12 protein-coding genes are annotated in these 12,613 nt (G+C 61.1%); 6 read left to right on the top strand and 6 right to left on the bottom strand.

The window, feature by feature from the left end; genetic code table 11:
• Nucleotides 1–3: 3 nt before the first annotated feature.
• Entirely contained in the window at nucleotides 4–372 is a 369-nt protein-coding gene (locus DWB67_RS12150) for a winged helix-turn-helix domain-containing protein (RefSeq protein ID WP_119807819.1), read from the bottom strand.
• Nucleotides 373–548: 176 nt separating this feature from the next.
• On the opposite strand from DWB67_RS12150, the gene DWB67_RS12145 reads away from it, so the two are divergent.
• Nucleotides 549–1,730, top strand: coding sequence for an acetyl-CoA C-acyltransferase family protein (locus DWB67_RS12145; RefSeq protein WP_119807818.1), 1,182 nt, complete (start codon nucleotides 549–551; stop codon nucleotides 1,728–1,730).
• A 127-nt stretch (nucleotides 1,731–1,857) separates the two neighbouring features.
• Nucleotides 1,858–3,600, top strand: coding sequence for an L-lactate permease (locus tag DWB67_RS12140; RefSeq protein ID WP_119807817.1), 1,743 nt, complete (start codon nucleotides 1,858–1,860; stop codon nucleotides 3,598–3,600).
• Between the two features lie 309 nt (nucleotides 3,601–3,909).
• On the opposite strand, the gene DWB67_RS12135 is transcribed toward DWB67_RS12140, so the two are convergent.
• From DWB67_RS12135 to DWB67_RS12115, 5 genes are all read right to left on the bottom strand, one after another.
• Entirely contained in the window at nucleotides 3,910–4,512 is a 603-nt protein-coding gene (locus DWB67_RS12135; RefSeq protein WP_119807816.1) for a queuosine precursor transporter, read from the bottom strand.
• 98 nt (nucleotides 4,513–4,610) lie between these two features.
• Nucleotides 4,611–5,519 carry an esterase-like activity of phytase family protein gene (locus tag DWB67_RS12130; RefSeq protein ID WP_119807815.1) on the bottom strand — a complete coding sequence of 303 codons (909 nt, stop codon included), beginning with the start codon at nucleotides 5,517–5,519 and terminating at the stop codon, nucleotides 4,611–4,613.
• On the bottom strand, nucleotides 5,492–6,376 hold the full coding sequence (gene mepA / locus DWB67_RS12125) for a penicillin-insensitive murein endopeptidase (protein ID WP_119807814.1): 885 nt from the start codon (nucleotides 6,374–6,376) through the stop codon (nucleotides 5,492–5,494). The genes DWB67_RS12130 and mepA overlap by 28 nt, the downstream gene beginning before the upstream one ends.
• Nucleotides 6,377–6,378: 2 nt before the next feature.
• A complete protein-coding gene (locus DWB67_RS12120; protein ID WP_119807813.1) occupies nucleotides 6,379–7,743 on the bottom strand; it encodes an MFS transporter in 1,365 nt (454 codons plus the stop codon).
• Nucleotides 7,744–7,788: 45 nt separating this feature from the next.
• Nucleotides 7,789–8,349, bottom strand: coding sequence for an acyl-CoA thioesterase (locus DWB67_RS12115; protein WP_119807812.1), 561 nt, complete (start codon nucleotides 8,347–8,349; stop codon nucleotides 7,789–7,791).
• Between the two features lie 149 nt (nucleotides 8,350–8,498).
• Between DWB67_RS12115 and DWB67_RS12110 the strand changes: the two genes are divergently transcribed.
• From DWB67_RS12110 to DWB67_RS12095, 4 genes are all read left to right on the top strand, one after another.
• Nucleotides 8,499–8,792, top strand: a complete 294-nt coding sequence (locus tag DWB67_RS12110) for a YggT family protein (RefSeq protein ID WP_119807811.1) — start codon at nucleotides 8,499–8,501, stop codon at nucleotides 8,790–8,792.
• Complete coding sequence (gene recQ, locus DWB67_RS12105; RefSeq protein WP_119807916.1) at nucleotides 8,792–10,840, top strand: DNA helicase RecQ; 2,049 nt, start codon at nucleotides 8,792–8,794, stop codon at nucleotides 10,838–10,840. The genes DWB67_RS12110 and recQ overlap by 1 nt, the downstream gene beginning before the upstream one ends.
• Before the next feature lie 129 nt (nucleotides 10,841–10,969).
• Nucleotides 10,970–11,884 carry a protein-methionine-sulfoxide reductase catalytic subunit MsrP gene (gene msrP / locus DWB67_RS12100; RefSeq protein WP_119807810.1) on the top strand — a complete coding sequence of 305 codons (915 nt, stop codon included), beginning with the start codon at nucleotides 10,970–10,972 and terminating at the stop codon, nucleotides 11,882–11,884.
• Complete coding sequence (locus DWB67_RS12095) at nucleotides 11,884–12,507, top strand: sulfite oxidase heme-binding subunit YedZ (RefSeq protein ID WP_119807809.1); 624 nt, start codon at nucleotides 11,884–11,886, stop codon at nucleotides 12,505–12,507. Before msrP ends, DWB67_RS12095 begins: the two co-directional genes overlap by 1 nt.
• Nucleotides 12,508–12,613 lie beyond the last annotated feature (106 nt).

Below are 12,613 nucleotides of genomic sequence, written 5' to 3'. Positions count from 1 at the left end.
AGCCTAGGTGCTGCCTTCGGGCCGCAGCAGATCGTTCAGCGCGTTCAGATCTGTTGCCCCTTCGTTCAACAGCAGGGTTTCCAGCGCACGGTAATGATGCAGCACTTTTTCGCCCGTTGGCGTCACGGTTGCGCCGCCGCCTTTGGGGCCGCCACGTGCGCTTTCGATGACGGGCAGGGCAAAGGCGATGTTCATTTCCTCGACCAGGGTCCATGCGCGCTTATAGCTCATCCCCATTTCGCGCGCGGCTGCCGAGATAGAGCCGAGGCGTGCGATGCGCGACAGCAGTTCGGCCTTGCCGGGCCCAAGGATCAGGGGCGAATCATATTCAAGCCGCAGCTTGATTCGCAGCCGGGGGCCGGTCTGGGTCATGCGTCGCCTCTTGTTCCGTTATTCCTTGCAAGCATAGCGCTTTGCTCCGCTGGCCGCAATTTGCACAAGGCAAATCGTGATCAGGCGGGGCAAGTTCCGCGACGGAATAGCAACAGCGCCTTGCCGCGGCACGGTCCCCGCCTATTCTTTCGGCGTAATCCAGAGGAGGCCCGCCCATGTCCGCATCAGAAATTGTCATCCTGTCAGGCGCCCGCACCGCCATCGGCACCTTCGGTGGCAGCCTTGCCGCCGTGCCGCCGATCCAGCTGGCCGCCATCGTGACCCGCGCCGCGCTGGAACGCGCCGGCGTCGCGCCCGATATGATTGGCCATGTGGTCTTTGGCCATGTCATCAACACCGAACCCCGCGACATGTATCTGTCCCGCGTCGCCATGCTGGAGGCAGGCATTCCCCACACCACGCCCGCAATGAACGTGAACCGGCTGTGCGGTTCGGGGGCGCAGGCGATTGTCTCGGCCACGCAGGCGCTGTTATTGGGCGATGCCGATTTCGCCATCGCAGGCGGGGCCGAAAATATGAGCCGGTCACCCTATGTCATTCCTTCGGCGCGTTTCGGTGCCAAGATGGGCGATCAGGCGATGCTGGACATGATGACCGGCGCGCTGACCTGCCCGATGGGCACCGGCCATATGGGGGTGACAGCAGAAAACGTCGCGGCAGAACATGACATCACCCGCGAACAGCAGGATGAATTCGCTATGGAATCCCAACGCCGCGCGGCGGCGGCGATTGCTGCGGGCCATTTCCGCGACCAGATCGTGCCGGTCGAAGTGAAAACCCGCAAGGGCATGGTCGCCTTCGATACCGATGAACACCCCAAGGAAACCAGTCCCGAAAAGCTGGCCGGACTGAAGGCTGTGTTCCAGAAGGGCGGATCGGTCACGGCAGGCAATGCCAGCGGCATCAATGACGGTGCGGCGGCGCTGGTTCTGGCACGGGCCGATGCGGCCAAACGGGCAGGGCTGACCCCGCGTGCGCGTATCCTCGGCTATGCCGTTGCAGGCGTCCGCCCCGAGGTGATGGGCATCGGTCCCATTCCCGCTGTCGAGGCGCTGATGAAAAAGACCGGTCTGCAAGCCGCCGATTTCGACGTGATCGAATCGAACGAGGCTTTTGCCGCGCAGGCACTGGCCGTGAACAAGGGGCTGGGGTTGGACCCCGCGCGCGTCAATCCCAACGGCGGCGCGATTGCCTTGGGTCATCCCGTCGGTGCCACCGGCGCGATCCTGATGGTCAAGGCGATGTCCGAACTGGAACGCACCGGTGGGCGTACTGCCTTGATCACCATGTGTATTGGCGGCGGGCAAGGCATCGCAATCGCGATCCAGCGGGCATAGTCCCGACGCTTTTACAGCGACGGATATAGGGCATTCGGGAAACCGGTCTGTTTTACAGACCGGTTTTTTCTTGATTTTGAATTCAAAGCTGCCTCGACTGGCCAAGACAAATCGAGGAGGAAACGAGGTGTCACAGGGAGTGTTCTTTATTGCTGCGGCCTTGCCCGTCGCAATTGTGTTTATCTTGCTGGTCGTCATGCGGCGGTCGGCCAAGCTGGCAATGATGGCGGCTTATATTGTCACCGTCATGCTGGCGCTGGTGCTGTGGGGGGCGCCAATCACCAAAATTGCCGGTGCCACGGTCAATGGTCTGGTGACGGCGGTGACGCTGCTTTACATAGTCTTCGGCGCGATCCTGCTGCTGTATACGGTGCAGGAATCCGGTGCGATCCGCACCATCCGGCGCGGCTTTACCGATATTTCACCCGACCGGCGTATTCAGGCGATCATCATTGCATGGATGTTCGGGTCGATGATCGAGGGTGCCTCGGGCTTCGGGACTCCTGCGGCCGTGGCGGCACCTTTGTTGTTGGCGATCGGTTTTCCGGCGATGGCTGCGGTGATGGTCACGCTGATCATCCAGTCGACACCAGTGTCCTTCGGGGCGGTGGGCACGCCGATGCTGGTCGGCATCAACACCGGCCTGTCCAACAGCGCAGCGGTCGATACAGCCATCGCACCGATGACAGTGGTGGATTATGTGCCGGTGGTTGCCGCGCAGGTCGCCTTGGTCCATGCGCTGATCGGGGTGCTGATCCCTTTGCTGATGATCGGCATGCTGACACGCTTTTTCGGCAAAAGCCGCAGCTTTGCCAAAGGGTTCCGCGCGTGGAAATTCGCGATCTTTGCAGGCGTGGCCTTTACGCTGCCTTATCTTCTGGTGGCGCGGGTGCTGGGACCCGAGTTTCCGTCGCTTTTGGGCGGGTTGATCGGTTTGCTGATCGTGGTGCCAGCGGCGCGGGCAGGGTGGTTTCTGCCGTCCGACAGTTTCGACTTTCCACCCCGCAACCAGTGGGAAGACGGCTGGCAAGGCAGCGTCGAACCCGAAGAGGCCGATCTGGGGCCGCAGGACCGCCCGATATCCCTGATGACGGCATGGATGCCCTATGTCATCGTCGCGGTGCTTCTGGTGCTGACCCGCACGATTGCACCGTTAAAGGCATGGCTGACGGGGCCGTCTACGACCATCGCCTTCCGTGATCTGTTCGGATCGGGGATCAACGCCTCGGCGCAGTTTCTATATGCACCGGGTAGCGTGATGATTGTCGCCTCGTTGATTTCGGTCCTGTTGTTCCGGATGCGGGGGCGGGATTATGCGCGGGCATGGTCGATTTCGGGGCGGACGATGCTGGCTGCGGCCCCTGCGCTGTTGCTGGCGGTGCCGATGGTGCAGGTCTTCATCAACTCGGGCTCGGAGGGGATTGCCTCGATGCCGATCGTTCTGGCCGAAGGGATGGCTGCGGCGACCGGTGCGACATGGCCGATCTTTGCGCCGGTTGTCGGTGCATTGGGTGCCTTTATCGCCGGGTCGAACACGGTGTCAAATATGATGTTCTCGCTTTTCCAGTTTTCAACGGCGCAGGGCATCGGGCTGGATCTGGCGGGTGTCACGGTTGTGGTCGTGTTGCAGGCCGTTGGCGGGGCCGCAGGCAATATGATCTGTGTGCATAACGTCGTCGCGGCATCCGCGACCGTGGGGCTGACCGACCGTGAAGGCGATCTGATTCGCAAAACGCTGATCACCATGGCCTATTATGTGGTGCAGGCGGGGCTGATCGGTATGGCGCTGATCAGTGGCGGCCTGTGGTGGGTGGCGGCTGTCGTCTGGGCGCTGGTCGTGATCGGCGGAATGCGCCTGAACCGCGGCTGACAAATGGAAAGGGCGGCCCGCAAGGACCGCCCTTTTTCAGTGCGGGGGATCACAGCAGATGCCGGATGTCCCGAACTGGAAAACGGACCGCTGAAAAAGCGGTCCGCGAGTTCCACGGAGATGGTCCGGTTAGGGAAAAAACCCGTACGGTCCCAATCGAGGTTCAATGTCCTTCGGGGCTGCCCTCAGGTCACGATCACCAAAACTGTTCCGACACCGTTCTCCAATATCACTCTAGACACTGGACCACCTCCTTTCAAAAGTTTGCCGTTATAACTCAGAGGGTGCCACAGTTAGCTTCCAAGTCAATCAGCTTTTGACCCGATCACGCAATAATTTGCGCACAATCATGCGAAACGGCACAAGGGCCAGTAGGGCCAGCCCCAGTTTCACCAGCCAGTCCGCCAGCGCCAAAGACACCCAAAGGGCGGTTTCGGGGCCATGTCCGATCAGGGGAACAGCCTCGTTCGACCAGTCTGTATTGATATCGGCGGGGAAAATCGGGGCAAAGGCGATGCCGAAAAACAGCACCGTATCCAGCACCGATCCGACCAAGGTCGAGGCCAGCGGCGCACGCCACCACCGCCCGTCGCGCAATGCATCAAAAATAGACACATCGACCAGTTGGGCGACCAGAAAAGCAGTGCCGGATGCAATGGCAATACGCAGGGTTGTGGCATCCATTTGTGCCGCGACCAGTGAACAGATCACCCCGACGACAAAGCCCGTCACCACAACGCGCCGCGCGGCGGGCGCGCCATAGACGCGGTTCATCACGTCGGTGACCAGAAAGGCCAAAGGATAGGTAAAGGCCCCCCATGTCAGCCAGTTGGCGACAGTGAACTGGACCAGGATATTAGAGGCCACGACAATGGCGGCCATGGCAAGTATGCCGGGCAAAAAGCGGGTCATCAGGATTTCCGTTTTACAAGGTTGCGGAAGAACTCGGCCCCCGTTTGTGCAGGGGCAGCGGGGGCCATACGCGCCCGTACCCCGCCTTGTCAATTTCCTTACGGATGATGGTTGTCGGCGCGCAGCCGGTATTCGACAATCTCGGTTCGTTGGACGAACAGGAAATTGTCATCCGACATCATGGTCAGCCGGATCCCCGTGCCGTCATCCCAGACCGAGATACCTTCAAGATTGTCATATTGCAGCGGGCTGGTTTCCAGCAGGATTTCCTCGTCGGTGACGCCTGCATTCGACAGGTGCATCCGGCGGACCCGTGATGAAAACCCCAGAATGCCGTGGAAATTCCGCTCTAGCAGATAGAACCACCCGTCAGGACCGAAATCCGCCCCCACCGGCAACCAGCGGGGATCGCGCCTGATCTGCGTCATTTCCGACCATGTGCCATCGGCAAAGGCCAGCACGGTAAAAGGCATCGCCTCGGTCAGCGATTTTTCGGGCACGGCGATGACAGTGCCGTCTTTGCGGATGGCCAGCGCCTCTAGCCCGGCGTTCTGTCCCATGCCCGCGATATGGGGGGGCGGGGGCAGGGTAACGGCGGGTTTGTCAGGATCGTCATAGCGGGCGATGCGGATGAACCCCTCGAAGCTGACCCATGTGTCGTTATTGTCGCCGATGGCCAGACCTTCGCTGTCGCCGATATAGCCCGGCGGCAGCGGAACGCCCTTGCTGTCTTGCAGATGTGCGCGCCCTGCCACGACCATATCGCGGACAATGCCACGCGGGTCGCGTTCGATCCGGCCCCAATACAGATAGGCGCGGTCAGACAGCGCATGAAAGCTGTTGCCATCGGCGCTGATTTCAAGGCCCGAAAAACCGCCGAAGCTGGCCTCGTCCTCGTGCCAGACATAGGTGCCCACATAATCAAGAACCGCGCCTGCATCGGCAGGCGCGGTTAACAGCAATCCGGCAAGGGCTGCGCCTAGCGCGCGGTGCCGATGATCTGGCATTGGCGCGGCAGTTCGGACAGGGCAAAGGTGCGGGGGTGGCGATAGTTGGGGTTGCCCGGACCCGCCTTGGGGCGGCTGGAGGGGTTGGCCCGATAGGCCATTTCCTGCGCCGCAGCACCACAGCCGTTGTCATTGCCCGACAGCGCAGCAACGGGTGCGGCAGTATTGGTGCAACCGCTGTTTCCGGCGGGGCAGTTCAGGCGCACGTGGAAATGATAGTCATGGTTCGGCGTCGGCCGCAGCTTTTGCAGCCATGATCCGCGGTTGCCGTTGGCTTTGCACATGGTGTCCTTGATGGCAGCATCAAGGAAGATGCGGTCCACGCGCGGGTCCATGGCCGCCGACTGGATCAGCGCAGCGTGCGAGGGGGTCCAATACCCTGACATCCCCAAGCCGTTCGATGCCACCACCGAAACCGAGGAGATGTTTTCGCGTTGCTGGCGGCCTAGCGACAGGCTTTGCGGTTTCAGCATCCAGATATCGGCATCCAGCCCCATCTGATGGCTGGCGTGGCCGGTCAGCATGGGGCCGCCGCGCGGCTGGCTCATGTCGCCGATATAAAGGCCGTTCCAGCCCATTTTGGTGGCGGCCTGCGACAGGCCCGTCAGGAAGTTCACCAGTTCGGGGTGGCCCCAGTTGCGGTTGCGCGACAGGCGCATCGACTGCCATGTCGGCCCGCTTTCGGGCATCTGGACGCCGCCGTTAAAGCAGCCTTTGCTATAGGTGCCGAATGCTGCGGCGGTGCCTGCGGTCGGGCCGGGAACATGGCCGAATACATCCTTGGCCAGCGGCGCTGCGGTGGCGGGCAGCGTCAGGCTTAGCAATATGGCGGCGGCGGTCAGGGTCTTGCGGATCACGATTATGCCTCTCCTTCCGGGTTGACCCATCGTAACAGAACCAGCGCGACAAGAAAGATCACGATCAACGGAAGAAAGCCGATGCGCTGGCTGCCGCTGAGATCGGTGGTCAGCGCAATCAGGAACGGTGCCAGAAACGCGGTCGCTTTGCCTGACAGCGCATAAAGGCCGAACCCTTCGGTCGCGCGTTCAGGAGTGGTATGACGGACCATCATCGTGCGGCTGGCGGCCTGTAATGCGCCGCCCGCCCCGCCGATCACCGCGCCACAGATAAAGAACAACATGTCCGGCAGGCGCAGCCCAGCCAGCACAGGGTCGGCAGGAACGGCCATCCCAAAGATCGTGGTGCGGTCCATGCCGACCAGCAGGGTGCAGACCGCCATCAGCGCCAGAATGCAGATGCTAATTACGCCTCGCGGGCCAAAGCGCCGGTCGGCCCGCCCGCCCAGCCAGCTGATGATTGCGGCTGAAATGGCGCTAACTACGCCAAAGACCCCCGCCAGAAACACCGGCCAGCCCAGCACCGTCCCTGCATAGACGCCGCCGAAGCCGTAAAGCGCGTTCAGCGCATCGCGTGACAGCATCGACGACACCAGCCAGTTCCGCAGGCTGTCACGCTGGCGCAGGCTACGGACCAGCGTCCACAGGTCACGCAGGGCGGCGCGAATGCGGATCGGGCGGGTGCTGCCCTTGGTGTCACGGACCCAAAGGAAGAACGGCACCATGAAGACGATATACCAGATGGCGGTGAAGGGACCGACAAAGCGGGTGCCCTCGCGCAGCGTCGGGTTCAGCCCGAACAGCGGTGGAATACCGATCAACGTCCGCCCGCTTGGCGTTTCGGCAAACAGCGCCAGCATGACTGCCAGTGATACGACGCCGCCCAGATAGCCAAAGGCAAAGCCGGAACCGGACAGGCGGCCAATTTCATCGCGCGGGGCAAGGGATGGCAGCATGGCGTTGGTAAAGATGGTCGCGAACTCGACCCCGATCAGCCCGATGCCGAACAGCACCACCGCCTGTATCAGGGCGGGCTGCGTCGGCATCAGGAACCACAGTCCCGCCGATCCGACGACATACAGCGCCGAAAACAGCCAGACCCATGGCATCCTGCGGCCCGAACTGTCGGCCACCGCGCCCAGCACCGGTGCCAGCAGGGCGATGATCACCCCTGCGATCGACAACCCGTATCCCCACAGCGCTTGTGCATTGGCCCCCGCCAAGGTGCTGCTGTCGCCGATGTTGATAAAATGGCGACGCGCCACTTCCGCAAAATAGATCGAGAAGATGAAGGTCAGCAGCAGCGTATGGAAAGGCTGGCTGGCCCAGTCGAAAAACCACCACCCCCAGATGCGTTTGCGGTTCATATCGGCCCCTTCTGCCCCGTTTGGCGATATAAGGCCCAAGGGCCGTTACTGTGACAAGGACAGTTTCGCATCCTCGGGGATGGCGGGGGGCCACGGACGTTGGGCATCCGCCGCGATCCATGCGGTGATCCAGTCGGGCAGGGGCGGGCTTTCCATATCATGCCCAAGCGCGCGGACGACCTGTGCAGGCGGGACGATGCCATTGGCCGATGTGACGGCGCTGCGGATCATCACCTGATTGCAACAATCTTGGCCGCGCCACATCGTCTGTTCCATATAGATAAAGCGGTGATCCCAGCCGACCATCCGCGACAGCATGGTAAAGCGGTCGAACCCCCTGATCCGCTTGCGATAGCGGGTCGAGTTTCCGGCGACCGTAATTCCCCATTTATTCGCCCGCATCACGGGGATCATGCCGGTGCGGCGCGCCAAGGGAATGCGGCCCAGATCGAACAGGGTCAGGGTGCGGCCGTTATTCAGCTCGACCCAAGGGTCCAGATCCCACGGCCAGCAGATATGGGTGGACACATGCGTGCCGGTGACGGGCAATGCAGGTGCATTGCGGAATTTCAGCAGCTCTTTGGCAAAGCGGAATAACGGATACATGCAGGCCCTCTCATTTGCACCTTGGGTGGGCCGTGTTCGTGCCCCCGTCAACCCGAACGCGGCGGCATGGGGTCGCAGCCGCTTGCGTCCTGCCACCTGCACAAGCATACAGGGGTGAAAATCGCCATATAGACGCAGTAGGAGTGACGATGGGTACGCTATATGAAGCCCTGCAACTGGTTTTGCAGGTCCTTTGGTTCATCATGATCGTGCACATTATCATGTCATGGCTGATCAACTTTCAGGTGCTGAACCTGCGCCAGCCATTGGTCGGCCAGATCTGGGATGGTCTGAACCGGTTGCTGGAGCCGATCTATTCGCCCATCCGTCGCCGCCTGCCCGATATGGGCGGTCTGGATCTGGCACCGCTGATCGTTTTTATCGCGATCATCATCCTGCAACGCGCGCTGGCCAATAACGCAGGCTTCTTTTACGGCGCATGATGGCACAGGATCTGGCATCGGATGATCTGCTGCGTCAGGTCTGGGGCTTTGACGGCTTCCGGCTCGGCCAGCAGGATATTGTCGAGGCTGTGGCCGGTGGCAGCGATGTGCTGGCCATCATGCCCACGGGCGGCGGCAAATCGCTGTGCTTCCAGCTGCCCGCGCTGATGCGGAACGGGGTGACGGTGGTGATATCACCGTTGATCGCCCTGATGCGCGATCAGGTCCGTGCCCTGCGCGCGGCAGGTGTGAATGCCGGTGCCCTGACCAGCGGCAATACCGACGAAGAAACCGATGCCGTCTTTCAGGCCCTGCAAGCCGGAGAGATGAAGCTGCTGTATATGGCGCCCGAACGGCTGGCATCCGGCGGAACGGTGAACCTGTTGCGCCGCGCCAATGTCACGGCAATTGCCGTGGACGAGGCGCATTGCGTCAGCCAATGGGGCCATGACTTCCGCCCCGATTACCTGCGTATCGGTGATCTGAAGCGGGCGCTGGATGTGCCTTTGTCGGCCTTTACCGCCACCGCCGATGTCGAAACGCAGGCTGAAATTGTCACCCGCCTGTTTGACGGCCAGCCGCCTGTCACGTTTTTGCGCGGGTTCGACCGTCCCAATATCCGTCTGGCATTCCAGCCCAAAAACAGCCCGCGCCAGCAGGTGACATCCTATGTCGCTGCGCGTCGGGGACAGTCGGGCATCATCTATTGCGGATCGCGGGCGCGGACCGAAACCTTGGCGCAGGCATTGCGCGACGAAGGCCACCCTGCCATCGCCTATCACGCAGGGATGGAGGCCGATCAGCGCCGCGAAGCCGAGGCGAGGTTCCAGCGCGAGGACGGTTTGATTGTCGTGGCGACCGTCGCCTTTGGTATGGGCATTGATAAGCCGGACATCCGCTGGGTTGTTCATGCTGATCTGCCCAAAAGCATCGAAAGTTACTATCAGGAAATCGGGCGTGCGGGTCGTGATGGCGATCCGGCGGATACGATGACCCTCTATGGCCCCGACGATATCCGCCTGCGCCGCACGCAGGTGGACGAAGGTCTGGCCGATCCCGGCCGCAAGGCCGCCGACCACGCCCGCCTGAATGCCCTACTGGGACTGGCCGAGGCGACAGGTTGCCGCCGTCGTCGCCTGCTGTCCTATTTCGGCGAAGAGATGACGCAGGATTGCGGCAATTGCGATCTGTGCCAGACGCCGCCAAAGCTGTTTGACGGCACGATGGCGGTGCGCAAGGCGTTGTCGGCGATTGTCCGCACCGGCGAATGGTTCGGCAGCGGGCATCTGATTGATGTGCTGACCGGCAACCAGACCGAAAAGGTGCTGGAACGTGGTCATGATAAACTGCCGACCTTTGGTGTTGGCAAGGATTTCGGCAAAGGCCAGTGGCAGGCGATATTCCGGCAGATGATGGGGCTGGACCTGTGCCGCCCCGACCCCGAACGCCACGGCGCGCTGCACCTGACCGAAGCCGCACACCCCATCCTGCGCGGCGACGAGAGCGTCACCTTGCGGCAGGACACCACCAAAAACGCCAAAAGCGCAAATGTCTTGCGGACCCAAGTCTCCGAAGAAGATGAACCGCTGTTGTCGGCCCTCAAGGCCAAGCGCCGTGCGATGGCTGAAACGGCCCGTGTGCCGGCCTATGTCATCTTTCCCGACCGGACCCTGATCGAAATGGCAGAGCGCCGCCCCCAGAACATCGACGAGATGGCGGGCATCAGCGGCGTCGGGGCCAAAAAGCTGGAAAGCTATGGTCAGCAATTCCTGTCGGTGATTGCGGGCGATCAACCCCAGATGCATCCGGCCCGTCGCGCCTTGGCTGGCCGTCCCTCAGGGGCTTTGTTTGATGATCTGCAAGAAATTCAGCTGCGTTTGGCGCGGGGCGAAGATGGCATCGACAAGCCGCTGTCCTGCACGACCCAGCAGATCAAGCGGATCGCCGAACATAAGCCGCAAAACCTTGATTCGATGGGGCGTTATCTGGACGAACCGCGCGTCGATCGTTTCGGAGCGGCATTTCTAGACCGGATTCTGGCAGGCTGACCTGTAACGTTTTGGCCTTGGCCAACGTAGTGTCAATCGAATGTGATGCACCAAATCCTGCGGGGTGTGCGTGCATGTGCAATGATGCATCGGGTCGCGTGCACGCGCCCGTCATATCCGGAGGATGACATGAAGCTGACTTGGTCACACGTAACCCCCAGGGCCATCTATATGGACCGTCGCAAATTTATGGCGGCAGGCGCTGTGGCTTTGGCAGCCCCCGCATTGATGGGCCGTCCCGCGATGGCGCTGACGGGCAAGCCGTCGCCATATTCCACCGATCAGGCACCCAATACGCTGGAAGAGATCAGCAGCTATAACAATTTTTACGAATTCGGGACCGGCAAAGAAGACCCTTCGCGCAATGCAGGTGCCCTGACGACCGCTGACTGGTCCGTGCAAATCGACGGCATGGTTGACCGCCCCGGCAGTTACGGGGTCGAGGATCTGGCCCCCGACAATGCGCTGGAAGAACGCATCTATCGCCTGCGCTGCGTCGAGGCATGGTCGATGGTCGTGCCGTGGCTGGGCGTGCCGCTGGCATCGGCGCTGAACAAAGCTGGCGTGCAGGCGGGTGCGAAATACGTCGCGTTTGAAACGTTGGTGCGCCCAGAAGAGATGGTCGGACAACAGCGCGCCTTGCTGGATTGGCCCTATCGCGAAGGTCTGCGTCTGGACGAGGCGATGAATCCGCTGACATTGCTGGCGACGGGTCTGTATTCGGAAACTCTGCCCAACCAGAACGGTGCCCCGATCCGTCTGGTGGTGCCGTGGAAATACGGGTTCAAATCCATCAAGTCGATTGTCCGGATTACCCTGACTGATAAACAGCCCCTTGCCACATGGAACCAGCTGCAGGCCTCTGAATACGGGTTTTATGCCAACGTGAACCCGACCGTTGATCACCCCCGTTGGAGCCAAGCCACGGAACGTCGCATTGGCGCTGGCCTGTTTGGCGGGCGGCAAGAGACGTTCATGTTCAATGGCTATGGCGATCAGGTCGCAGACATGTATGCCGGCATGGACCTGTCGAGGGATTACTGATGATCCGCGCAATCAACGATATCCTGCGCCGCATTCCTGTTCCGGTCATCTGGCTGGCAGGGGCGCTGCCCTTTGCCCTGTTGTTATGGGACACGTTTACGGGCGGTTTGGGTGCGGACCCCGTTCAGGCGATTGAACATCGTCTGGGCCGGACCGCGTTGTACCTGTTGGTTGCGGGGCTGGCGGTGACGCCGCTGCTGCGGCTGACGGGCATATCGTTGATGCGCTTTCGTCGTGCGCTTGGGGTGCTGTGCTTTGCCTATGCGCTGCCACATGTTCTGGCATGGGTGGTGTTTGATATGGGGCTGTTATGGTCACAGATGGGGCAGGATCTGCTAAAGCGCCGTTATCTGCTGTTCGGGTTGGTTGCGTTTCTGATGCTGCTGCCTTTGGCGGTGACCTCGAACAATCTGTCGATCCGGCGCTTGGGCGGGATGCAGTGGCGCAAACTGCATAAGCTGGTCTATCCGGCGGCCTTGCTGGTCGGCCTGCATTGGGTCTGGGCCGTCAAGGTGAATGAGCGCGAACCCTATTTCTGGCTGTTCGCGATTCTGTTGATTCTTGGTTTCCGGGTTTTGATTCGGGGTCGTGTGTCGTGGGGGCGGGTTTTGGGCCGTGTGTGAAGTTGTTTCATTACAGTGTGTTACGGGTTAATTCGGTCTGATTTCACAAAACTTCCAAAAACCTGCTTGCGCCTTTGGATTGGTTTGCCTAAACACCGCTTCACCG

The organism is Paracoccus sp. JM45, from assembly GCF_003590715.1.
GTDB lineage: Bacteria > Pseudomonadota > Alphaproteobacteria > Rhodobacterales > Rhodobacteraceae > Paracoccus.
This window is presented reverse-complemented; position numbering and strand designations above follow the sequence as displayed.